We start from the raw sequence: 22,322 nt of genomic DNA, 5'->3' as shown, positions 1-22,322 counted from the left end.
TCGAGCATGAAGTTTCGACCGGTCATTTACCGGGAGGAACTTCTTTGCCGATTGCTGCCTGTCGCGAAGGGCCGCAGTCAACTGTGGACACTCAGAATGATGCGAAGAGGCGATTAACCTTTGTGCGAACCAGAACGATCCAGGGGGAGTTAAAGGCGGCGTAGAAATGACCTGACAATCGATTTCGTAGCATCGCTTGTGTCTGAGTCATGAAACGTGTTCAGAGAATGCCAAATGCACTCGATGATCTCGTTTTGAGGCGTAGCGTTTTCGGCATCTGGGACAGAGGCTTCAAAAACATGGTGGCGTGTGTTGCCTGCATCGAACTCAAAAATGTACAGGAGCTGATCAACATTTAGCCCGGTTTCTTCTTGGAGTTCCCGAGCAGCAGCTCCAGCGATAGCTTCACCAGTTTCTACCTTGCCACCAGGCAAAGCCCATTTTGACTTCGGTTTACGAACGAGCAAGATATGCCTATCTCTCTCGCATATGACTGTAGCTCTGACTTTCATCTTTTGACCCGGAAGGCATGTCATTAAATTGTAATAAAAATGTCATCTTCAAGGCGCGTTTATCGACGAACGCAGAGTTTAGAGCCAGCCAAACTCAAAAAAGTGCCAGATTGTCTTAGGAGTGAGAGATTTTGATGGGGTCTTAGCGAATGACCGATTCAGAAGGGCTGCAGTCGACCCATTGCAGGCACTCCCCAACGACTGTGATCCGGGACAAAGCTACCTGCCGAAAACGGTACCAAATGCGGACTGACCGATCGTCACCAATTGGATCAAAGCCAATGCAGGAGCGCAATGGTATACAACCAGCCGATGGCGAGGCTGATAATCAGGTAGACCACCACGAGCATCAGCGCGTAATTCCACATGACACTGACCTCCCATAACCACGGTTTGAGGCGCGTTAGGGGCGTCTGATAAACCGAGTAAACTTAGGTCAAGCCCGTACCACAGCATCCGTGCTGCTCCTGAATCGGCGGGCACTTTACCGTGCCAAACGAACAGAACACGCAGCAGTCACCAGGATTCGGGCGTAGCAGGGTTTTGCAACTGCCACACTCGTAGAAGAACTGACAGGCGTCCGTGGGCATGGCTTCCTGTTTGGCGAAACCGCAATGTGGGCAGGTCAACACGGATTCGAAGATGACGGTGCTCATGGTTGCCTCGTTTGTGCACGATGGAGGGATAACTCGCCTTCGTCGTCGCTTTGGTTAACGCCTCAGGATCCGCCGATCTGTTGAGTCATCGTTTTCTCCATTGAATCGATCTAACCTAGAGTCACTCTACACTCCGTATCCCAGTACAGAATCAAGGGGCGTGTGATGGCGATAGGGCTGAGTATCGGCAAGTTGGCGGAAGTTGTTGGGGTGAAGACCATTCGCTATTACCAGCGGCGCGGCCTGCTGGATGAACCGCCAAAGCCGCTCGGCGGTTATCGGCGCTATCTACCGGAGCAGGTCAAACGGCTGCGCTTCATTACCTGGGCTTAGTGTGGGGGCCAATTGAACGAATGTCCCGTTACTGGTAAAGCGTGGGACTTCCTACGCGACGGTAAATCCGCCCGACTTTGGCGCGGCGTTGTCTTTGGGCTTACCCACCACGTAGTGCACTTGGATGCGCGCCGGGTCGGTCACGCTCGATGCTGACATCACCGCCAACAGCTTCCAGCCGTCCTGTAACGCCATGTTCACCTCGCGGTAATTGGTCAATTCATTCACGACGTGGGCTTCATGTAACTGCATCGTTCTGCCTCCTGGGTATACTCTCAGCGTAGCAGGGTCTCGGCTAGCGGTGCGGGGGGGGCCTTTCTGGTTGAGCGAAGTGGGGGTTCTCACTTCGGTTCGGGTCGTTACGGGTAAGCGAACCAATACTAATTGCCCGTGAGGCTTGACCATATAACACCCAAGCAATTTGCCTGCTCTTGGCTAAAAAGCCGAAAGAAGCACCAGATTGCGGTGTGTGAAGACGCAATGAACCGAAAGTTCGCACAACACACAAACTATCGCATACCCAAATTGCTGAAGCGTCGAAAGACGAGTCGGCACACCGAATTTCTTGACGACCATAGAGCGTTGGAACCACCTGATCCCATCCCGAACTCAGCAGTGAAACGATGCATCGCCGATGGTAGTGTGGGGTGTCCCCATGTGAGAGTAGGTCATCGTCAAGATTAAATTCCGAAACCCCTATTTGCGCATACAGGTAGCGATCCGCGAGAGTGCTTACTCTGGCATTGTCCAGGATTGTAGCTTGTAGCCCTCCTGGCTCAACTCGACTCGCACCTCTTCCAGCAGGCTTTCCAGCTGCGCCGGGTCGGAATAGGCACTGCTTGGAATATGTTTGCGACAAATAGGAGTGTTGGCCCGGTCGATGACGGTCAGGCTCAGTTCGCCATTACCGTCTTGCGGAGCCCAGGCGACGCATTGAAGAGGTTCGAATGCGTGGCCGGCAATCAAAAGTGCTTCATTGATACGGAGCGGGGTGCTCATGGGTCGTCTCTCCTTGTACCGAAACAAATGATGTGCCGTCGGGTGGGCTTGCCGGTCGGCTGTTTATTAGTGGGGGGGCGGGTCACACGTAGTAATAACGTTGTATAAATTTCATTTCACTCACAAAAATTAACCCGCGATTGTGAAAGTTGAATGGACGGTAGTAATTCATTAGGGAAACTCTGAAAAGACTTCCAGGTTTGGTGAGATTGTTGGCGCTGATTGAAAACTGCCCCACCCTGCCGATTGAAATTTGACCCAGGGCGGATTGCTGATTGTGCAGCGGCAATTGTGGATAAACCTGGCAGCGTGCCGATCACATGAGCCGCGGAAGACCTGCTGCATGCAGTCATGCAGCAGGGCATCTCCACAACTACAGTCAAAATAGCTGGCCTTCCTCCGTACCAACCTCGTCCTTGCGCTTACGTTTGCGTGATTTGATCTTCGTCTGTGCAATCAAACTGCTGTGTTGCAGGCGGTACGACTCGTTGCCCGATTCCGCTCATTCCTGTTTCGGCACCACCCACAATATCTCGACGCTGCCGTCATCCAGGAAGTCGAGAGTCACGTACCAGAAAGTGTCGCGCTCTGGCCCACAGCAGTTTTTCATTGTTTTACATAACTGCCTGGCGCCGGTTCCAGAGGCGGGAATTTGTCATTCCCTATGTGCGCAACCGCTGGTTGGCGCTCGCCGGAGTGTCCCGCCAGCCAGTTGAACCAATCATTCCACCAGCTACCGGGTTGCTGCTCAGCATTCTTGAACCAGGTCTCCGGGTTTTTCGTGACCCGATTATTGGTCCAGTAATGGCGCTTCTGCTTGGCCGGTGGATTGATGACGCCAGCGATATGCCCTGAAGCTCCCAATACAAAACGCTTGGCCCCGGAGAGCAGGTTGGTGCTGGCGTAGGCGCTTTTCCAGGGCACGATGTGATCGTCATGGGTGGCGAGGATGTAAGCGGGAGCGTCAATTGCACGCAAATCCAGCTTGACCCCGCAGCATTCCAGCTCGCCTGATTTCAAATCGTTTTGCAGATAGGTGTGGCGCAGGTACCAGCAGTACATCGGGCCCGGAAGGTTGGTGCTGTCGTTATTCCAGTACAGCAGATCAAGCGGAATCGGCTTTTGCCCCTTAAGGTATTTGTCGACGTTGTAGTTCCACCACAATTCGTTGGGGCGCAGCAAGGAGAAGGTATTGCCCATGTCCTCTCCACGAAACAGACCGATGGGACCATTTATGCCGCCGATTGTGCGCTCGCGGTAGGCCACCAGTTCTTCGTCGACGAAGACGTCGATGGGGCCGGTATCGAGGTAATCAAGGAACGTGGTGAACAGGCTCACGCTGGCGATCTCTCTGTCGCCACGTGCAGCCAGTACGGCCAGTGCAGTGCTCAACAGGGTGCCGCCGATGCAGAAACCCACGCAATTGAGTCGCTGCTGGCCACTGATCTCGCGGGCCACTTGCAGGGCGTCGATCACCCCGTGCTCAATCAGGTCATCCCAGGTGGTGCCAGCGTGTTCCTGGTCAAAGTTGCGCCAGGACATCAGGAATACGGGATGTCCCTTTTCCAGCAGGTGGCGGACCATCGAGTTGTCCGGACGCAGATCAAGGATGTAGTACTTGTTGATCGAAGGCGGTACGACGAATACCGGGTGCCGGTACTGGGTTTCGCTTTGCGGGTAGTACTGAATCAGCTGGAACAGGTGATTCTCGAAGACGATTTCGCCAGGGGTGCTGGCCAGATCGACGCCAACCTTGAAGGCGTCGCTATCACACTGACGCATTTTGCCTTCGTTCATGTCGCTGAGCAGATGCTGCATACCTGTGAGCAGGCTGGCACCTTGAGTCTCAACCACACGCTGGAGCGCGTCAGGGTTACTGACCAGAAAATTGCTTGGCGCACTGACGGCAATGGCTTGCTCGACCAGATAGCGCAGGCGTTGGCGCGGTTTCTTTTCGTCGATCAGCAGTTTGTCGAGCAGTTTCAGGAGAAAGCTGGAGTTGAGCAGGTAAAACGCAGCGAGGGAGCCGAACAGTGGATCACTCCAGTTACCGCTGGCGAAGCGTCGATCATCGAAGCTGAAGGGTTGGCCGGTCAGCAGTTTTTGGCCGAGGTTGCCCCATTGAACCTGGTAGTCCATTTGAAGGCTGTCCAGGGTTTCGCGAGGCAGATCGAACCAGGCGCCGTGCTCATGCCCGGAAAACCAAGGATTAGTGCTGACCCACAGGCGCAATTGTTGCACTGCATAGGACGCGATGAACGGAACCTGGCCTGACCAATAGGTTGTGAATGTATGCGCGTTATTGTCCATAAAGTTCCTTGCCCATACAGATGAGCCGGGCAGAAAAAAGCCGCGCTTTGCCGGACTCCGGCATAGCGACGGCAGGAATGCGGGCAGCGTTGTTTCACGCCAACCTGATGCGCGGAGCAAGGGGCCCAAGTCCGCGTATTGGCTATTCAGATGCCGTTGGTTAGCGCTCGATAGCCAGGCTTACGCCTTGTCCGCCACCGATGCACAACGTGGCCAGCGCCTTCTTTGCGTCGCGACGGACCAGTTCGTGCACCAGCGACACCAGAATCCGTGCCCCCGACGCGCCGATCGGATGGCCAAGGGCGATTGCACCGCCGTTGACGTTGACTTTGCTGGTGTCCCAACCCAACTCTTTGCCAACCGCCAGCGCCTGGGCGGCGAAGGCTTCGTTGGCTTCGATCAGGTCTAGGTCTTCGACGCTCCAGCCGGCCTTTTGCAGGGTCAGGCGTGTAGCCGGGACCGGGCCAATGCCCATGATCGACGGGTCCACACCGGCGCTGGCATAGGCTTTGATCCGTGCCAGTACCGGAAGGCCCAGCGCTTGTGCTTTAGCTGCGCTGGCCAGCAACAGCACGGCAGCACCATCGTTGAGGGTCGAAGCGTTGCCGGCGGTCACGCTGCCGTCTTTCTGGAATGCCGGTTTGAGTTTCGCCAAGGCTTGCGCGGTACTGTCGACACGCGGCTGCTCGTCGGTGTCGAAGACCAGTGGTTCACCCTTGCGCTGAGGAATCAGGATCGGGGTGATTTCGCTCTGGAAGCGCCCGCCCTCAATGGCGGCGGCGGCCTTCTGTTGCGAGGCGGCAGCGAAGGCATCCTGTGCTTCACGAGAGATCTCGTACTTCTGCGCCAGATTCTCGGCGGTGATGCCCATGTGGTAGTCGTTGAAGGCGTCCCACAGGCCATCCTGGATCATGCTGTCTTGCAGTTGCGCATGGCCCATACGCAGACCGGTACGTGCCTTGGGCAGAACATAGGGAGCCAGACTCATGTTTTCCTGACCGCCAGCGATCACCAGTTCCGCGTCGCCGCAACGGATTGCCTGGACGGCGAGATGGACCGCCTTGAGACCGGAGCCGCAAACCTTGTTCAAGGTCAGGGCAGGTGTGGTGTTTGGCAAGCCGGCCTTGATCGCTGTCTGGCGTGCCGGGTTTTGTCCAGCGCCGGCAGTGAGTACCTGGCCCAGGATCACTTCATCAATCTGGGCAGCATCGAGACCCGTCTGCTCCAGCAAGTTGCGAATCACTGCGGCACCCAGCTCGGTCGCGGGAATTGCAGACAAAGAACCCTGGAAACTGCCAATGGCGGTACGAGTAGCGGCAACGATTACGACTTCGTTCATGCGGGACCTCATGGAAAAGACAAAATTCGTCGAGCAAACCAGGGCATTCCTGCCCTGATCAGGGTTATTGCATGTTCATGCCGCCGTTTAAGGAGAAGTCGGCACCGGTGCTGTAGGCGGACTCATCGGACGCCAGCCAGGCCACGATCGAGGCGATCTCTTCGGGTTGGCCAAGGCGACCAACCGGTATTCCCGCGATCATGCCTTCGAGAATGTCCGGGCGAATTGCCGCAGTCATGGAGGTCTGGATGTAGCCTGGGGAAACGGTATTGACGGTCACGCCCTTGCCGGAGACTTCCCGGGCCAGTGCCATGGTGAAACCATGGATGCCAGCCTTGGCGGCGGAGTAGTTGGTCTGACCGAACTGGCCACGCTGACCGTTGATCGAGGAGATATTGATGATCCGCCCCCAACCCTTGGCCAACATGCCTTCAATGACCTGCTTGGTGGTGTTGAACAAGCCCGTCAGGTTGGTCCCGATCACGCTGTTCCAGTCTTCCGGAGTGAGCTTGCGAAAAGAGGCGTCGCGAGTGATGCCGGCGTTGTTGACCAGCACATCGATCGGGCCGAATTGTTCACGAGCCATCTCGAAAGCCTTGCGGGTCGTCTCCCAATCGGTGACGTCGCCATAGATGCACTCGAACTGATAACCCGCCTCCAGCTGGCTGGCAATCCAGTCGTTCTTGCGGCTGGAATCAGAGCTGCAGCCGACGATTACCTTGAATCCTTCCTTGTATAGACGTTGGCTGATTGCCGTACCGATACCGCCCATACCACCCGTTACCACAGCAATACGACTACGCGATTCCATACATCTACTCCATTTTTTTGCGCTGCAGGAGAGAAGATTGTTCGATATCGACGGGTCGTGCGGAAGTGTTTGAAGGTGACGATTTCCTGTCCATCGGTGCCACGCGGGTGTTCTGGCCTGATGGCAAAAAAATGAGGAGTAACCCTACTGGGATCAATTCTTAGAACTGAATGGATAGTTAATATTCTTGAAACATTATTGAAATATGTTCAACGCATGTCAGTATCGGCTCCGGACAGGACGTTCGGTTCCACAGGTCAATGAGGACGCCATGTATAGAATGAGTTCAGGTTATGCCAGCATGCTGGCGAATACGTTTTTGGCCCAAAGACTGGACCTTGCCGGTCTGTGCCAGGAGGCTGGACTGGATGTCGAGTTCGTGAATAAACCGGGAGCATTCTGCGATCGAAGTATTATCTATCGTCTTTGGGATCTGGCTGCTCAGGCTTCGGATGACCCGAATATCGGTTTGAAAGCCTACGGGGAATTCCATCCCAGCAGTTTTCAGATCGTGGGCTACACGATGATGTCCAGTTCGAACCTGAAAAGGGCGCTTGAACGTCTGGTTCGTTTCAGCCCGTTGATCGGTACCGGATTCAGCCTTTTCCTTGTCCAGGAGCAGCAGCATTACCGACTGGCCAGCCTCGATCATCAGCAACCTGGCTCGGTCAAACCCCGGCAATATACGGATGCAGCCTTGGCTTCGCTGCTGGGTTTCTGCCATTGGCTGGCCGGTGGCAAGTCACCGCAACCTTTGAGTGTGGAGTTCACTTATCCCGAACCCGAAGACACGTCGGAGCATCAGCGGCTTTTTGGCTGTCCGCTGAGTTTCGGGGCGGCGTATGACAGCATCCTGTTTGATGGCCAGGAGCTTCTGAGTCCTTTGAGCATGGCCAACGAGGCGTTGGCCACACTCCATGACAGTTTTGCCGTGGCTCAATTGGACCTGTTGTCCGGTTGCTCTATCATTGGCAGGATTCGCTCGCTGATTACCGAGCGCTTGAGCCTGGGGCAAGGCCAAGGGCCGTGTGATATGGAATCGATTGCGGCGGCACTGAACATCAGCAAGCGAACGCTTCAACGAGGCCTTGAGAAGGATGGCACGCAATTCAAGGACGTCCTGAACGATGTGCGCCGGCAGATGGCTGACTTCTATTTGCGCCATTCTCATTTCAACATGAAACATGTGACTTGCCTGCTCGGCTTCCATGATCACAGCAGCTTCCATAAGGCATGCATCCGTTGGTTCGGTATGACCCCCGGTCAGTATCGAACCGACGAGTTGTCGCCTGTGGTCGAAGAAGTCGCGCCGGTTCGACCCATGAACCCCGTCGGTCTGTACAGAGATCATAAGGTCACAGGCTTCGCCGAACGGATACACCGCTAATCCCTTGTGAAGGTTTATTGAGGTTTGGGGCCTTTTGTCTTTCTGCTCGCTTTGCGCTTCGGGGCTTTAACTACGATGGCGGGAGCGGGCGTCGGTGTGATCTGCGGCGGCAGCGTTGCTGCAAGCGGAGATGGCTGCGCAGGGGTGTCCTGCGGGATGACAACTGTTTCACTGGACGGTTGGGTCAAGCTGAAGCCCGGCAGGGGGACTTCGAGCAGCGCGTGGAGCTCACGCCAGAATTCGCCTTTTGTTCCAGTTGTCGCTAACAGTTCAGGCATCATTTGTCCAACGGCTGTCAGGACCTGTTGGCGTTCCTTTGCCTCTGATAGCAACAAGGGCAGGGTGCGCAAGCTTTCTTGCGGGTGGGCAAAAACCAGCAGGTTCTGCAAGCGGATGGCTTCGCGCAGGGCTGTAGGCTCATCACTGTAGTCCTGGACCAGCCGATGCACCTGCTGGATCAGTTTTTCGATGCTCTCCTTGCACGCCTTGTCGTTGTCGCGGCCCAGCAAAAACAGAATCCTCACCAACGCTTCCAGGGGGCCACCATGGGGTAGCGAATCCTGCAGGCGTTCGATCAGGGCCTGGTCCTGCCGGTCGGCATGTGCCTGGAGATTTCGCGCAGGCTTGTTGCCGGTGAGGGCATTCAGTGCGCCATAAATCCCGTAAAAACACAGCTCCTGAGTGGCATCACGCGCATCGCGGTACGCATTCAGGGTGTCTTGCATCTGGTTGGAGAACAGTTCCTGCCAGGCCAGCAACGGGTTGTCTTTGCGTGCGGGACGACGATCACTGCTGATTCTGGATAGGCTTGCGGCTAACCACCACAGCGCCGGATTCAGGCTGCTCCATAGCAATTGCTGCTGATGGAAGGGGTGCGTCCTGCGCATCAATTCGGCAATGGGCTCGTTGACCATCGGACGCAGCCACGGACGTATGAACCCGTCGTAAAACGCGCTGTTGATTTCAGAGATGCGCTCTACCAGAGAGAATTCGCGATCGTCATCACGGGCCGGCTCGATGTCATCATGGATATCGGCGATTCGCCTTGATTCGAATTGCACTCGGTATTGCACGTCATTGCTGCCTGGAGAGGCCGGCAGATCGTCAATCAGCATTTCATACAGCCCAGCCGGCAGCGCACTGATGGCTTCGACCGCGCCGAGCAACCCCCGGTGTTCACGCCGCGCCACCTTGGCGGAGACAAAAATGCCTAAATGGCCGATGCTGGCGTGCCGAAGGTAGACGATGGTACGTCCTGCCTCATGCAAAGCGAGATCGCTGGGATAGACATCGGCGATCCAGTTCAATGCTTGCTGGGGAGGGGTGATGTTGTCGCCGTAGGAGCAGAACACCACCACCGGTACTTCGATCCGTTTCAGGTCAATACCGCTGCTCTTGCGGTCGAGCCCGCCGGACAATTGGTTGCCGATGAAAAGATCATCGACAATCATCTCGATCTCTTCGCCATTGAGCAGAGTCGGGCTGCCCCACCAGCGTTCGAAGTCGAGGAAGCGCGCGGCCTCGCTGTCGACCTGGCTGAACAACTGGTAGTACTTGCCCCAATAGGTGTTGGCCGGGTCCAGGTTTTCGAAGTTGCTGACCAGCCAGCTACCGTCAAAACGGCCATTGCCCAAGTCGCTGCCCAGGCGAGCCAGCCAGCCGCCACCCAGCAGGCCACCGGTATAGCGCATCGGATTGCGTCCATTGGCACCGGCCCAGTATGACAGGGGGGCACCATTGATAATGATCAATCCCGGCAGTTCCGGTCGTGTTGCCGCCAGTCCCATCAAGGCCCAGCCGGCTTGGCAGTTACCAATGATGATCGGCTTGCTGTTGGCCGGGTGACGGGCGCCGACGACTTCGATGAACCGGGCCTGGGCTTCGGCGATATGGGCCAGGGTTTGCCCAGGCTGTGGTGAGTGACTGAAAGAGATGAAATAGGTGGGGTGGCCGGCTCTGAGGCTTTCACCCAATACCGAATCCTGTTTGAAACCGCCGATTCCCGAGCCGTGGCCGCCGCGTGGGTCAATGATGACCACCGGCTGGGCGTTGCTGTCGATTTCTTGCTCTGGTCCGGGGAGGATTCGCAGCAGTGAATAGTTGACCGGGTGTGGGAGCTCGGGGCCTGCGATCAGGGTTTCATGATCGAACTTGAGCAGCAGCGGATACCCGGCGCGTTCATGGGCCAGCGTATTGTCGCCGCGCTGGCGCAGGGTGTCCCAAAACAGCAGGCAGCGTTGGCCGAGGTCCGTGACATATTCCTGCCATTCAGCGGGCGTAGGTTGTCTGAGTTGACCCCGCTTCAGAGGCGCGAGGGTTTTTTCCTGGCGCTGGCGAAAAGCAAAAAGGAAGTTCAGCGTATTGAGGCGCTGCAGATGGCTCAGGTGTTCGAACAGGCCGCGTTGAGAGGAAAGTCTGTCATATTGCGATGCAATAATATCTTCCTGGCCCATGGTGATCTCCTGGTTTTATGCATGAGAAGCAGCTCGCCTGCATCTCATCATCAAAGAGGTGCTTGGCCGGCCGTTTGCCTTTCAGGAGTCTATAGCGAATGGCGGAGGGAGGTAAAAGATTTTTGTGCGCCGCACAAAAAAACATTGCCAAACGAATTTGTGCACTGCAATATCAAGGCTAGCGCGATGACCGGCAGGATCGCTATCGCGTCCTCAGGCCCACGTCGGCCTTTCAGAATCAGGAGATTCAAGTATGTCTTTTTTCAACTTGGAAAAATTGCAAGACGCTCAGAAAGCCAACCTAGACCTCCTGCAGCAAATCAGCGGCAAAATCTTCTCCAGTGTTGAACAGCTCAGCCAATTGCAGTTCAAGACCCTGCAGGCCTCCACCGAGGAGCAGTTCGACGGTTTTCGCAAACTGCTGGCGGTGCGTGATCCACAAGGGTTCGCTGAGCTCCAGGCTTCTTTCACCCAGCCTAATGTGCAAGCCGAACGCCTGGCTGAGTTCAATCGTCAAGTACACGCGCTGATTGTTGGCACCCAATCGGAAATTGCCCAACTTACCACGCGTCAGGTCGAGGCGGGCACCAAGCAGGTGCAAGAGTTCGTTGAAGAGATCAGCAAGAATGCACCGGCTGGCTCCGAGTCTGTTGTGGCCGGATTCAAGTCATCGCTGGCGAATGCCAGTACCGTTTTTGAAAGTGCACAGAAAGCCGTAAAACAGGCTGCTGACGTTGCCCAGAGCGGTTTTGGCGCAGCGACCGCCGCAGCCGGCAAAACCGCTCATGGTGCCAAGGCTACAAGCGATAGCAAATAAATCGGATTGGAACGGTTACATGATGGCGATGGGTTTATTCCCCATCGTCATTTTTTTTTGGCCCGCCCCCGGCCCCCGGCTTGCCTGCCGGCATGGCGCCGAACAGGCCGAAGAGGTTCTGAGTGTTCATGTAGAGGGCTTTTGACTGGTCGACATACTGGCGCATCAAATCCTGCATGACCGGTGCTTGCTGGTGCATGAATGCGCTCCAGGCTTCAGAGGACTGAGCGCCGGTCTGAGACTGGATGTCGATGACCGTCTGGATGCTTTTATCCAGGTAGCTGCCGAGGACACTCTGGTAGGGACCGTAGAACTGGATAATCCCCATGAGCATCTCACTGGAGAATATCGGCTCACCGCCACTTTCGGCTTCCAGAATGACCTGCAGCAAAATACTTCGGGTCAGATCCTCGCCAGTCTTGGCGTCGACCACCTCGAACGGGATTCTATCGACGACCAATTGGCGTATATCCGCAAGGGTCAAATGACTGCTGGTGTGCGTGTCATACAGACGGCGATTCGGGTACTTCTTGATCAGACGGGTGGTGTTCCGACTGTTATCTGTCATGCGGGGCTACTCACAGCGAGCCTGAATTGCAGGCATCTTATCCTACTCTGATCACTGCCACTCCAATGCCTCTGTTTCGCAGCCAACTGCGGGTAACCGCGCCCAACCAATTTCCATGCCTTCCAATTGATCGCTTGGACGACTGTGGCTCATGCGGTCTTATCGAATAGAAAAGTCGTTAGCCTCGGCCCGTGCCATCTCGCTGGTATAGAGGCCTTCCGCTGTAAACCCGGACGATTTGCAGTTTAGGTGGCGACAGCTCATTTCAATTTCTGGTGAATTGGTTTTTTTCTGCTGAACGCCTACGGCACGTCGCGTTCGGCTGTTGCTGCTGCCCTCAATTATAAGATGCCGTAATACTTCGAATAATAAATAGAAAATTGACTAATCATGGTCCGGGAACGAAAAATCATCCCCAGACCAGCGCCGCCAGAGCGCCGCGGATTTGCCGTTTCTCTCCTGCCAGAAAAATAACCAAAGGAGTCCCCCCATGAAGCCTCCCGCTTCGTCCCAGCCGCGCCGTGCGGCAGCCGCTGCCTTTATTGGCACGATGATCGAGTGGTACGACTTTTACATTTACGCCACCGCCGCCGCGCTGGTGTTCGGTGCGCTGTTCTTCCCCTCCGACGACAAACTATTCAGCACCATGGCCGCGTTCGGTACGTTCGCCGTGGGTTTCTTTGCGCGGCCGTTGGGCGGGATTGTCTTCGGCCATATTGGTGACCGCATCGGCCGCAAGAAGTCGTTGATCATCACCTTGTTGATGATGGGCGTGGTCACGGTGTGCATCGGCTTGCTGCCGACCTACGCGCAAATCGGTGCCACTGCCCCGGTGCTGCTGATTCTGCTGCGCATCGTCCAGGGCATCGCCGTGGGTGGCGAGTGGGGCGGGGCGGTGTTGATGGCCGGCGAGCATGCACCGAAAGGTCGGCGCAATTTCTTCGCTTCGTTTGCGCAATTGGGCAGCCCGGCGGGTTTGATCCTGTCGCTGCTGGCCTTCAGTGCGGTCACCCGTCTGCCGGAAGAAGACCTGATGAGCTGGGGCTGGCGCTTGCCGTTCCTCGCCAGTTCGCTGTTGCTGCTGGTGGGCCTGGCGATTCGCCTGGGGGTCAATGAGTCGCCAGAGTTTCTGGCCAGCCGCGAGCAGGCCAGCAAAAGCCAGCGCAAGGAGCAGGCGCCGGTCATGGAGGTGCTGCGTACCGCGTGGCGTCCGCTGCTGTTGTGCATCGGCGCCAACACGCTGGGGATCGCCGGGGTGTATTTCACCAACACCTTCATGATCGCCTACACCACCCAGCAGCTCGAACTTCCACGCTCCCTGATTCTGGAGTGCCTGTTCTTTGTCGCGATCATTCAGTTCTGCATTCAGCCGCTGGCGGCCTGGGTCGCCGAGAAGATCGGCGCGACCCGCTTCCTGTGCCTGGTGTCGTTGCTGGCCATGGCGTCACCGTACCCGATGTTCGTGCTGGTCAGTTCGGCCCAGGCGCCGCTGATCATCCTTGGCATTGCTTTGGCGGTGGTGTGCATGGCGTCGTTCTATGCAGTGATCGCCGGCTATGTCAGTGGCATGTTCGAGACCCGCGTGCGCTACACGGCGATTTCCCTGGCGTACCAGATTTGCGGCGCGGTAGCCGGTGGCCTGACGCCGTTGATCGGCACCCTGCTGGCGCACAGGTTCGCCGGCCAGTGGTGGCCGATGGCGGTGTTCTACAGCCTGATCGCCGCGACTTCGCTGCTGTGTGTCCTGTCCCTTGCCCGTCGCCATGCCAGCGCTGAACGCGTCGAACTGGCCCGCGCTTGATCCTGATTTTCCTGGAGAAACTCATGTTGAAGATTAATGGCGAACGCCTCTGGGCGAGTCTGATGGCGATGGCCGAAATCGGTGCCACCGCCCGTGGCGGCAGCTGCCGCCTGGCCCTGAGCGACGAGGACAAGGCCGGTCGCGAACTCTTTGCCCACTGGTGCCGCGAAGCCGGCATGACCCTGAGCGTGGATGCCATTGGCAACCTGTTCGCCCGCCGCGCCGGCACTGATCCTGATGCTGCACCGGTGATGATGGGCAGCCACCTCGACACCCAGCCCGAAGGCGGGCGGTTCGATGGCGTGTACGGCGTGCTCGCCGGCCTGGAAGTGGTGCGTTGCCTGAACGATCTGGGCATCCAGACCCGCAAGCCGCTGGAAGTGGCGGTATGGACCAACGAAGAAGGCGCACGCTTCACCCCGGCCATGTTCGGCTCGGCGGTGTTCACCGGCATCATGGATCTGGACGCTGCGCTGGCGGTGCGCGACATCGATGGCATCAGCGTCGCCGAGGCGCTGCAACGTACCGGCTATGCCGGCGAGCGCCCGCTGGGCGGTGCGGTGGATGCGTATTTTGAAGCGCACATCGAGCAAGGGCCGATCCTTGAAGACAACGCCAAGAGCATCGGCGTGGTCAGCGGCGGTCAGGCGATTCGCTGGCTCGACGTGCGGGTCGAAGGCATGGCGGCCCACGCCGGCACCACGCCGATGCCGCTGCGCAAGGATGCCTTGTACGGTGTGGCACAGATGATCCAGGCCATCGAAGGCCTGGCGTCGGACTTCGCCCCTGAAGGCCTGACCACGGTCGGTGAATTGAGCATCAACAAATCGTCGCGCAACACCATTCCGGGTCTTGTGAACTTCACCGTCGACCTGCGTCATCACCGTGATGAAACCATCGAGGCGATGGAGCAACACGTCCGTGCGCGGCTTCAGGCAATAGCCGACGATCGCGGTTTGCACCTGACGATCACCCCGCACTGGATCAGCCCGGCGACGCCGTTCGACGCTGATTGCGTGGCGGCGGTGCAACAGGCCGTGGATGCGTTGGGCTACGCTCAGCAGTCGATCGTCAGCGGTGCCGGGCATGACGCGATCCACCTGGCGCGGTTCTGCCCGACAGCCATGGTGTTCATCCCGTGCGTGGGCGGCCTGAGCCACAACGAAGCCGAAGACGTGTTGCCCGAAGATGTGCGCCAGGGCACCGATGTGCTGCTCAATGCCGTGCTGGCCCGCGCGGTAAAAACTGAATAAACGCAGCCAATGTGGGAGCGGGCTTGCTCGCGAAGGCGTCGTGTCAAACAACATTGATGTCAACTGACACTCCCTCTTCGCGAGCAAGCCCGCTCCCACAGTAGGACGCGGCCGGGTTCAAGATCCAAGTTAACTGACAGGTATTCACTCCATGCGCAGTTTTTTCCATCCCGAACAATTGCTCCACCATCCACGCAGCTACTACTCCCGTGGCCAGATGCGTACGCCGCAGGAGGTGCCGGAGCGTGTGCAGCGCCTGGTGCAGGCGTCCCGTGCGTTGGGTTTTACCGTTGAACAACCGGCCGATGCCGGTCTCGCTCCGCTGCTGGCGGTGCATGGCGCACCGTACCTGGCGTTCCTGCAGGAAGCCCATCAGCGCTGGAAAGAGATTCCCGAGGATTGGGGCGACGAGGTGATGTCGAACATCTTTGTCCGCGAGCCCAATGCCCTGCGCGGGATTCTCGCCCAGGCTGCGCGCTATCTCGCCGACGGCAGTTGCCCGGTGGGCCAGCAAACCTGGCGTTCGGCCTACTGGTCGGCGCAAAGCGCCATCGCCGGCGCCCAGGCGTTGCTCAATGGTGAGCCGGCAGCCTATGCCTTGTGCCGTCCACCGGGTCACCACGCCCGGGCCGAAGCGGCGGGTGGTTTCTGTTATGTGAACAACGCGGCGGTGGCGGCCCAGGTGTTGCGCGCCGGTTTTTCCCGGGTGGCGGTGCTGGATACCGACATGCACCACGGGCAAGGGATTCAGGAGATCTTCTACGACCGGGATGACGTGCTGTACGTTTCGGTGCACGGCGATCCGACCAACTTCTATCCGGGTGTCGCAGGCTTTGCCGAAGAACGCGGTATCGGCGCAGGAGAGGGTTTCAACCTCAACCTGCCGATGGCCCATGGCGCCAGCGAGGCGGATTTCCTGGAGCACCTGGATCTGGCACTGAGGGCGGTGACGGACTTCGGTGCCGAGGTGCTGGTGCTGTCCCTGGGCTTCGATATTTTCGAACTGGACCCGCAAAGCAAAGTGGCGGTGACCCGCGAAGGGTTTACCGTACTCGGCGAGCGGATTCGCAGCCTCGGGTTGCCGTGCCTGATCGTGCAGGAGGGTGGCTATCACCTGGAGAGTCTGGAGGATAATGCCAAGGCGTTTTTTGTGAGCCCTGAGGTGTGGCAGCTCTGATTATCTGGTGTCCGGGATGACGCCTTCGCGAGCAAGCCCGCTCCCACAGTGTCCGAGTAGAACCGCAGATTTGTGGACAACGCGAAACCTGTGGGAGCGGGCTTGCTCGCGAAGAACGATAACCCGGTCCACCTGACGGAACACAAGCGCCGTAAGGCACTTGCCATAGCCCTTACGTTAACGTAAAGATTGCGGCAGGGCGCCGACGTATGAAGGCGCAGGGCGGATGACCCGGAGCGCTTGATGACGCTAATAAAAACAAACTCCCCCAAACTGCATCGCGAAGCCCGGCTGGCCCGGGAAAAGCTGCACCTGGAAGGCGAAGTGCCGGATGGCGTCCTGCGTGCCGAAATCGATGCCTCGTGGCGACGCAGCCTCAGCCATGGCGTGCATTTCAATGCCAAGCATGAGCTGGCGCTGGAATCGAGCGCCAGCCTCGACGTGCTGCTGGCCAGCAACCGCTTGCTGATCGACGCCGCCTTGCCGTCGATCGATTACCTGGCCGAGCGTCAGGGCAAGGAAGGGCTGATCATCCTGGCCAACTCCGATGCCACCATCCTCGCCGTCGAAGGCCGCGCCGACCGCCTCAAGGGCAGCGGCCTGCAGGACATCACCCTCGGCGCCTGCTGGAGCGAAGCCGTACGCGGCACCAACGCCCTCGGCACGGCACTGGTTGAAGCCCGGCCGACCCTGATCGATTGTGGCGAACACTACCTGGACCGCCTCAGTGATTTTTCCTGCACTTCGGTGCCGATCCATTGCCCCCAGGGCGACATTCTTGGCGTCCTCGACCTGACCCGCGAAGGCCCGCTCGGCCGCGCCCACGACAGCACCGCGCTGCTGGCGATGGCGGTCAGCCAGATCGAAAGCCGGGTGTTCAATGCCAGCTATCCGGACGAAATAGTCCTGGCCTTCCACAGCCGCCGGCAATATCTGGAATCCCCGTGGCAAGGCTTGCTGGCCGTGAGCCTCGGCGGGCAGATCCTCGCGGTCAGTGCCCAGGCCTGCCAGTTGCTCCACGCCGAGCGTTCGGCCCTGGTCGGCCGGCGCTGCGAGGAGTTTCTCGGAGTCGATGGCCTGCAGTTGTTGGCGCGCCTGCATCAGGGCGGGACCGGCAGCCTGCAAACCGCCAAGGGCGAATTCTTCTACAAAACCCTGCGTGCGCCGCAACGCTCGATCAATGTCGGCAGCCCGCCGCGCACTGTTGCGAAACCGGCCAAGGCGCAACCGGATCTGGAAGCGCTGGCTGGCAGCAATACCCGCTACGCCCGCGCCTTGCGCATGGCCCGTCAAGGCCTGGCCAATGAACTGCCGGTCCTGTTGCTGGGCGAAACCGGCACCGGTAAAGAGGTGATCGCCCGCGCCCTGCACATGGCCGGAAGCCGTAGCGAAAAACCTTTCGTGGCGGTGAACTGCGCGGCGATTCCCGAAGGCCTGATCGAGTCCGAACTGTTCGGCTATCGCGAAGGCGCGTTCACCGGTTCACGCCGGGGCGGCATGGTCGGCCGCCTGCAACAGGCTCACGGCGGCACCTTGTTCCTCGATGAAATCGGCGACATGCCATTGGCCTTGCAGGCCCGGCTATTGCGGGTGTTGCAGGATCGCAAGGTCGCGCCCCTGGGCGCTGGCGAAGAGCAGGACATCGACGTCGCGCTGATCTGCGCCACCCATCGCGACCTGAAGCGCCTGGTGGAAGAAAAACACTTTCGCGAGGACCTGTTCTACCGGGTCAACGGCATCAGCGTGATGCTCCCGGCCCTGCGCGAACGCGAAGATTTCGGCGCACTGATCAGTCGCATGCTGACGACACTGGGTGCACCCACCGTTGTCCTGCACGACGATCTGAATCGCTTGCTCGGCGGTTATCACTGGCCGGGCAACATCCGCCAACTGGAGATGGTCCTGCGCACCGCACTGGCCATGCGCGAACCGGGTGAAACCGTGCTGACCCTCGATCACTTGCCCGACAGCATGCTCGACGAATTGACCGCCAGCGAACGGCCCCAGGCCGGCAGCATCCGCGAAAACGAACTGGAGCTGATTCGCCAGTCCCTGGACACCCATCAGGGCAATGTCTCGGCCGCCGCCGACGCCTTGGGCATCAGCCGCGCGACCCTGTATCGCAAGCTCAAACAGTTGCGCTCGTGATGCTGCGCCTGATCGTTCGGCTGATCGACAACCAGAACCCCGAGGCGCTGCAAGCGTCGCTGCGCTGGCTGTACAGTTTTGTGCGGCCCCATCGCCTGGCGATTGCCGGGCTGCTGGGTTTGTCGGTGTGCGCCTCGCTGCTGGTGCTGGTGCAACCCTGGCTGACCAAACTGTTGATCGACGACGGCCTGCTGGCGCGCAACTTCCCGATGCTGGTCATGATCGCCGGGTTGATGATCGTCGCCGGGTTGCTGGGCACGGCGCTTTCGGGCATCAACCGCTACCTGCACACGCGCCTCTCCGGGCGCATGCTGTTTGCCCTGCGCGATGACCTGTATCGGCATTTGCAAACGCTGTCGCCGAGCTTTTACGGCCAGCGGCGCATTGGTGACCTGATGTCGCGCCTTGATGGCGACGTCGCGGAAATCCAGCGGTTCGCCGTGGACTCGCTGTTCTCGGCGGTGTCGAGCGTGATCGGCCTGGTGGTTGCCATTGCGATGCTGTTGACGTTGTCCTGGAAGCTCTCGTTGCTGGCCCTGGTGCTGATTCCCCTCGATGTCCTCTGGCTGCGCTGGATGCGACGCAAGGTCGAGCGCGATGTACGGCAGTTGCGCGAGCGTTCGGCGGACATGTCGTCGTTCATGGTCGAGACGTTGCCAGTCATGAAGTTCATCCAGTCCGCCGGCCAGCAACAGCGCGAAGCGCGGCGTCTCGAGTCGCTGGGGCAGGGCTACATGAGCCAGTTGCTGCGCCTGCAGGTCACCGAGTTTTTCACCCAGGCCGTGCCCGGCACGCTGACCTCGCTGTCCCGGGCCTGCGCATTCCTGATCGGCGGATATTGGGTGGTGCAGGGCACCTGGCAGCTCGGTGCCCTGATTGCGTTTTCCACCTACCTGGGCATGGCCGTGGGGCCGGTACAGAGCCTGCTCGGGCTCTATGTCGCGATTCAGCGGATGACCGTCAGCCTCGGCCGGGTCATGGAATTGCGTGGCGAACAACCGACCGTGTTGACGCCCGCCAAGCCACGCCCGATGCCCACTGGCGGCGATCTCTGGTTCGACAGCGTGCACTTCGCCCATCCCGGTCGCCAATCGACCCTGCGCGGCATCGAAGCGCGGATTCCCTACGGTTTGAAAGTCGCCCTCAGCGGCGGCTCGGGCGTTGGAAAATCGACCCTGATCGACCTGCTGCAGCGTCATCACGATCCACAATCGGGCCGGGTGCTGCTGGGCGACGTCGATGTGCGCGAACTGGATCTGTTCCAGCTGCGGCGGCGCATTGCGGTGGTCAGCCAGGACATCGTGCTGTTTCGCGGCAGCCTCGCCGACAACCTGGCCTATGCGGTGCCGGACGCCAGCCGCGAGGCGATTGCCGAAGTGGCACGGCTGGCGCAACTCGACAGCCTGATCGAGTCCTTGCCCGAAGGTCTCGACAGTCCGCTGGGCGAGCGGGGGCAGCAGTTGTCCGGTGGGCAGAAGCAGCGTATCGCGATTGCCCGGGCGCTGTTGCAGGACCCTTTGATTCTGGTACTCGATGAAGCTACATCCGCAGTGGACGAAGCCACCGAGCGCGAAGTCATCGACGCCATCGACCGCTTGTTTGCCGGACGCACGCGCATCCTCATCAGCCATCGTCCTTCAACGCTGGCCGATGCCGATCTGCGTTTCGAGTTGCTCGACGGCGTGCTGACCTCGAAAACGGTGCTGCATGAAACCTGAGTTGCGCATTGGTGTGGTGGACAGCGGCCATTCGGCGGCACAACGGCTGCAAGTGGTCGCCGGTCGGCGCTTTTCATTGCTTGAAGGTGGCCTGGCCGAAGGCGACTTGCGCGACGATCCGCTAGGGCATGGCAGTGCGGTGATCGAGGCCATCGGCCGGCGTGCACCCTCGGCACTGTTTTGCGTGGCCCAGGTGTTCGACCAGCGGGGAGTTACCAGCGCCTTGCAGATCGCCACGGCCATTGACTGGTTGCTGACGCAGGACGTGCGACTGATCAATTTGAGCCTTGGCTTGCGTCAGGATCGCAGCCTGTTACGCGCGGCTTGCGCAACGGCGGTGGCACGGGGTGTGCTGCTGTGTGCGTCGAGTCCGGCCCAGGGCGAAGGGGTGTTTCCGGCCAACTATCCACAAGTATTGCGGGTGACCGGCGATGCGCGGTGCGCCGAGCAGGAATGGTCGTGGCTCAACAGCGCCCAGGCGGATTTCGCCGCGTGTGTGCAGGGCACCTATCCGGGGCAATCCGGGGCGAGCCTCGGTTGCGCCGCGTTGAGCGGGCACATTGCCGGGTTCCTCGCCGAACAGCCCGGCGCCAGCAATGAGCAAGTCATCGAGTGGTTGCGCGAACATGCCCGTTACCGTGGCCCTGAACGGCGATTCGGGCCATGACCGACATCGTCGTTCTGGGTGCCGGGCCGGCGGGCGCCGCTGTCGCGCTGGGGTTGCGACGGCTGGGCCATGGCGTCACGCTGATCAGTGAGTGGCGCCGGTTTGCGGCACTCGAAGGCGTGTCCGTACGGGTGCTGGAAGCCTTGCGCAGCGCTGGCCTGCAGCACGCATTGGCGGATGCGGCGTTGCCGTCACAACGCCAGGTCTCGTGGAATGGCCAGCAGCATGCGCAGAACGTCGAATACCTGCTCGACCGTCCGGTTTTTGACCGGGGCCTGCGCGAGGATCTGCGCCTGGCGGGGGTTGAGCTGATCGAAGGCCGGGTGCTGGCGGTTCAGTCATCGGCCAATGGCCATCGAATCGAAATCGACGGCCGCGAACCGTTGCTTGCAGCGTTTCTCGTCGAAGCCCGCGGACGTCAGGCTCCGGCTACCGGCAAAGGCTTGCGCGGACCTGAGACGGTCAGCTTGCTCAATCGCTGGCAGGGTTTGCCGGGCAGCACCGCCAGCGCCGTGGAAAGCCTCGAGGACGGCTGGGCGTGGATGGCGCGGCGCGCCGACGGCCAGTGTTACTGGCAATGGACGGTGGACGTGGCCAGTGCCGGATTGCCGGGCAAGACGCAGTTGCTCGACTACTGCCGACAGCGGCGCCAGGGTTCGACACTGGCCGCCGCATTTTTTGCAGGCCTGGCGGAATCTGATCTGCAACTGAACGCCCGCAGCAGCACGGCGATTCTGAGCCCGCAGGTGTGTGGCGAAAACTGGATTCGGGTCGGCGATGCGGCGATGGCCGTCGACCCGCTGTCGGGCAATGGCATCTTTCAATCCCTGTCTTCGGCATTGCAGGCGCCAGTGGTGATCAACACACTGCTCTGCAAGCCCGAACGAGCAGCCCTGGCCCAGCGTTTCCACCAACAGCGGGTGGAACAGTTGTTTTTGCGTTTTGCGCGGATCGGCCGGGATTTCTATGCCGATGAGCAGCGCTGGCCGGACCAGCCATTCTGGCAGGCACGACGGCGCTGGCCGGATGCCGAGGTGGCCCATGCCGAGGCGGATTTCAACACGCTGAGGATCGAACGGGCGCCGGTGTTGCGTGATGGTCTGGTCGACGAGGCCGAGGTGGTGATCACGGCGGATCAGCCGTTGGGCATCTGGCATGTACAGGGGGTTGAGGTGGCGCCGTTGGTGCGGCGATTGCGTAGCGAGCCGGCGGAGCAGGCGTTGGCCGGTTTGACGGTGGAGCAGGGGCGTATGGTTCGCAGCTGGTTACTGGGGCAGGGTTTCAAACCCTGAATGAAGAACGTCTGGATCCGGCGAAAAAGCCTGTTCTCCCAGCGCAAAGCATCGTAATTTACGCGCCATAACGACAAGGTT

The 22,322-nt window shown here is 59.3% G+C and carries 18 protein-coding genes, 1 rRNA gene and 2 pseudogenes; 11 read left to right on the top strand and 10 right to left on the bottom strand.

Annotated features, from left to right (window positions below; genetic code table 11):
- Positions 1-149: 149 nt before the first annotated feature.
- Together AC06G5_RS21425 and AC06G5_RS21420 are read right to left on the bottom strand one after the other, a co-directional pair.
- A complete protein-coding gene (locus AC06G5_RS21425; RefSeq protein ID WP_120130105.1) occupies positions 150-512 on the bottom strand; it encodes an NUDIX hydrolase in 363 nt (120 codons plus the stop codon).
- A gap of 431 nt (positions 513-943) precedes the next feature.
- On the bottom strand, positions 944-1,168 hold the full coding sequence (locus AC06G5_RS21420) for a GDCCVxC domain-containing (seleno)protein (protein ID WP_413704324.1): 225 nt from the start codon (positions 1,166-1,168) through the stop codon (positions 944-946).
- A 165-nt stretch (positions 1,169-1,333) separates the two neighbouring features.
- On the opposite strand from AC06G5_RS21420, the pseudogene AC06G5_RS21415 reads away from it, so the two are divergent.
- Positions 1,334-1,489 (top strand): annotated as a pseudogene (locus tag AC06G5_RS21415) (MerR family transcriptional regulator); the annotation flags it as partial.
- A gap of 63 nt (positions 1,490-1,552) precedes the next feature.
- Here AC06G5_RS21415 and AC06G5_RS21410 read toward each other — a convergent pair.
- Positions 1,553-1,753 (bottom strand): hypothetical protein, encoded by a 201-nt coding sequence (locus AC06G5_RS21410; RefSeq protein ID WP_413704325.1) that lies wholly within the window; start codon positions 1,751-1,753, stop codon positions 1,553-1,555.
- Positions 1,754-2,065: 312 nt separating this feature from the next.
- On the opposite strand from AC06G5_RS21410, the gene rrf reads away from it, so the two are divergent.
- Positions 2,066-2,181: ribosomal RNA gene (gene rrf / locus AC06G5_RS21405) — 5S ribosomal RNA — on the top strand.
- Positions 2,182-2,233: 52 nt separating this feature from the next.
- Here the strand turns inward: rrf and AC06G5_RS21400 are convergent.
- From AC06G5_RS21400 to phbB, 5 genes and pseudogenes are all read right to left on the bottom strand, one after another.
- On the bottom strand, positions 2,234-2,500 hold the full coding sequence (locus tag AC06G5_RS21400) for a hypothetical protein (RefSeq protein ID WP_413704326.1): 267 nt from the start codon (positions 2,498-2,500) through the stop codon (positions 2,234-2,236).
- A gap of 379 nt (positions 2,501-2,879) precedes the next feature.
- Positions 2,880-2,999 (bottom strand): annotated as a pseudogene (locus AC06G5_RS21395) (AAA family ATPase); the annotation flags it as partial.
- Positions 3,000-3,106: 107 nt separating this feature from the next.
- On the bottom strand, positions 3,107-4,810 hold the full coding sequence (gene phaC / locus AC06G5_RS21390; RefSeq protein ID WP_480458279.1) for a class I poly(R)-hydroxyalkanoic acid synthase: 1,704 nt from the start codon (positions 4,808-4,810) through the stop codon (positions 3,107-3,109).
- Positions 4,811-4,970: 160 nt separating this feature from the next.
- Positions 4,971-6,149, bottom strand: coding sequence for an acetyl-CoA C-acetyltransferase (locus AC06G5_RS21385; protein ID WP_413422499.1), 1,179 nt, complete (start codon positions 6,147-6,149; stop codon positions 4,971-4,973).
- A gap of 64 nt (positions 6,150-6,213) precedes the next feature.
- Positions 6,214-6,960: an acetoacetyl-CoA reductase gene (gene phbB, locus AC06G5_RS21380; protein ID WP_413422501.1), complete on the bottom strand. Its 747-nt coding sequence runs from the start codon at positions 6,958-6,960 to the stop codon at positions 6,214-6,216.
- A gap of 271 nt (positions 6,961-7,231) precedes the next feature.
- On the opposite strand from phbB, the gene AC06G5_RS21375 reads away from it, so the two are divergent.
- Positions 7,232-8,347, top strand: a complete 1,116-nt coding sequence (locus AC06G5_RS21375; RefSeq protein ID WP_413422503.1) for an AraC family transcriptional regulator — start codon at positions 7,232-7,234, stop codon at positions 8,345-8,347.
- 14 nt (positions 8,348-8,361) lie between these two features.
- Here AC06G5_RS21375 and AC06G5_RS21370 read toward each other — a convergent pair whose 3' ends face one another.
- Positions 8,362-10,800 (bottom strand): DUF3141 domain-containing protein, encoded by a 2,439-nt coding sequence (locus tag AC06G5_RS21370; protein ID WP_413422505.1) that lies wholly within the window; start codon positions 10,798-10,800, stop codon positions 8,362-8,364.
- Positions 10,801-11,053: 253 nt separating this feature from the next.
- Here AC06G5_RS21370 and phaP point away from each other — a divergent pair, with 253 nt between their 5' ends.
- A complete protein-coding gene (gene phaP / locus AC06G5_RS21365) occupies positions 11,054-11,617 on the top strand; it encodes a TIGR01841 family phasin (RefSeq protein ID WP_413704327.1) in 564 nt (187 codons plus the stop codon).
- Between the two features lie 34 nt (positions 11,618-11,651).
- On the opposite strand, the gene phaR is transcribed toward phaP, so the two are convergent.
- Positions 11,652-12,185, bottom strand: coding sequence for a polyhydroxyalkanoate synthesis repressor PhaR (phaR, locus tag AC06G5_RS21360; protein WP_223531605.1), 534 nt, complete (start codon positions 12,183-12,185; stop codon positions 11,652-11,654).
- 490 nt (positions 12,186-12,675) lie between these two features.
- Here phaR and AC06G5_RS21355 point away from each other — a divergent pair, with 490 nt between their 5' ends.
- The 7 genes from AC06G5_RS21355 to qhpG all read left to right on the top strand — a co-directional run bounded on the left by AC06G5_RS21355 (position 12,676) and on the right by qhpG (position 22,241).
- Entirely contained in the window at positions 12,676-13,986 is a 1,311-nt protein-coding gene (locus tag AC06G5_RS21355) for an MFS transporter (RefSeq protein WP_322615306.1), read from the top strand.
- 23 nt (positions 13,987-14,009) lie between these two features.
- Entirely contained in the window at positions 14,010-15,239 is a 1,230-nt protein-coding gene (locus tag AC06G5_RS21350; protein ID WP_413422510.1) for a Zn-dependent hydrolase, read from the top strand.
- A 151-nt stretch (positions 15,240-15,390) separates the two neighbouring features.
- A complete protein-coding gene (locus tag AC06G5_RS21345) occupies positions 15,391-16,416 on the top strand; it encodes a histone deacetylase family protein (RefSeq protein WP_413422512.1) in 1,026 nt (341 codons plus the stop codon).
- Positions 16,417-16,659: 243 nt separating this feature from the next.
- Positions 16,660-18,564 (top strand): sigma-54-dependent Fis family transcriptional regulator, encoded by a 1,905-nt coding sequence (locus tag AC06G5_RS21340; RefSeq protein WP_413422514.1) that lies wholly within the window; start codon positions 16,660-16,662, stop codon positions 18,562-18,564.
- Positions 18,564-20,282 (top strand): ABC transporter ATP-binding protein, encoded by a 1,719-nt coding sequence (locus AC06G5_RS21335; protein ID WP_480458278.1) that lies wholly within the window; start codon positions 18,564-18,566, stop codon positions 20,280-20,282. The genes AC06G5_RS21340 and AC06G5_RS21335 overlap by 1 nt, the downstream gene beginning before the upstream one ends.
- Complete coding sequence (qhpE, locus tag AC06G5_RS21330; RefSeq protein ID WP_413422518.1) at positions 20,272-20,949, top strand: subtilisin-like serine protease QhpE; 678 nt, start codon at positions 20,272-20,274, stop codon at positions 20,947-20,949. Before AC06G5_RS21335 ends, qhpE begins: the two co-directional genes overlap by 11 nt.
- The gene (qhpG, locus tag AC06G5_RS21325; protein ID WP_480458277.1) at positions 20,946-22,241 is read left to right on the top strand and encodes a flavin-dependent monooxygenase QhpG; all 1,296 of its coding nucleotides are present in this window, start codon (positions 20,946-20,948) and stop codon (positions 22,239-22,241) included. The genes qhpE and qhpG overlap by 4 nt, the downstream gene beginning before the upstream one ends.
- Positions 22,242-22,322: the final 81 nt, after the last annotated feature.

This window comes from Pseudomonas sp. WT-JTC, from assembly GCF_056711565.1.
Note: the sequence above shows the minus strand (reverse complement) of the source record. Positions and strands in the feature narration are given on the sequence as shown.

Bases quoted from the DNA above. Each gene is read 5' to 3' on its own strand.
- AC06G5_RS21425 (WP_120130105.1), bottom strand. From the start codon at position 512: ATGAAAGTCAGAGCTACAGTCATATGCGAGAGAGATAGGCATATCTTG.
- AC06G5_RS21420 (WP_413704324.1), bottom strand. From the start codon at position 1,168: ATGAGCACCGTCATCTTCGAATCCGTGTTGACCTGCCCACATTGCGGT.
- AC06G5_RS21410 (WP_413704325.1), bottom strand. From the start codon at position 1,753: ATGCAGTTACATGAAGCCCACGTCGTGAATGAATTGACCAATTACCGC.
- AC06G5_RS21400 (WP_413704326.1), bottom strand. From the start codon at position 2,500: ATGAGCACCCCGCTCCGTATCAATGAAGCACTTTTGATTGCCGGCCAC.
- phaC (WP_480458279.1), bottom strand. From the start codon at position 4,810: ATGGACAATAACGCGCATACATTCACAACCTATTGGTCAGGCCAGGTT.
- AC06G5_RS21385 (WP_413422499.1), bottom strand. From the start codon at position 6,149: ATGAACGAAGTCGTAATCGTTGCCGCTACTCGTACCGCCATTGGCAGT.
- phbB (WP_413422501.1), bottom strand. From the start codon at position 6,960: ATGGAATCGCGTAGTCGTATTGCTGTGGTAACGGGTGGTATGGGCGGT.
- AC06G5_RS21375 (WP_413422503.1), top strand. From the start codon at position 7,232: ATGTATAGAATGAGTTCAGGTTATGCCAGCATGCTGGCGAATACGTTT.
- AC06G5_RS21370 (WP_413422505.1), bottom strand. From the start codon at position 10,800: ATGGGCCAGGAAGATATTATTGCATCGCAATATGACAGACTTTCCTCT.
- phaP (WP_413704327.1), top strand. From the start codon at position 11,054: ATGTCTTTTTTCAACTTGGAAAAATTGCAAGACGCTCAGAAAGCCAAC.
- phaR (WP_223531605.1), bottom strand. From the start codon at position 12,185: ATGACAGATAACAGTCGGAACACCACCCGTCTGATCAAGAAGTACCCG.
- AC06G5_RS21355 (WP_322615306.1), top strand. From the start codon at position 12,676: ATGAAGCCTCCCGCTTCGTCCCAGCCGCGCCGTGCGGCAGCCGCTGCC.
- AC06G5_RS21350 (WP_413422510.1), top strand. From the start codon at position 14,010: ATGTTGAAGATTAATGGCGAACGCCTCTGGGCGAGTCTGATGGCGATG.
- AC06G5_RS21345 (WP_413422512.1), top strand. From the start codon at position 15,391: ATGCGCAGTTTTTTCCATCCCGAACAATTGCTCCACCATCCACGCAGC.
- AC06G5_RS21340 (WP_413422514.1), top strand. From the start codon at position 16,660: ATGACGCTAATAAAAACAAACTCCCCCAAACTGCATCGCGAAGCCCGG.
- AC06G5_RS21335 (WP_480458278.1), top strand. From the start codon at position 18,564: ATGCTGCGCCTGATCGTTCGGCTGATCGACAACCAGAACCCCGAGGCG.
- qhpE (WP_413422518.1), top strand. From the start codon at position 20,272: ATGAAACCTGAGTTGCGCATTGGTGTGGTGGACAGCGGCCATTCGGCG.
- qhpG (WP_480458277.1), top strand. From the start codon at position 20,946: ATGACCGACATCGTCGTTCTGGGTGCCGGGCCGGCGGGCGCCGCTGTC.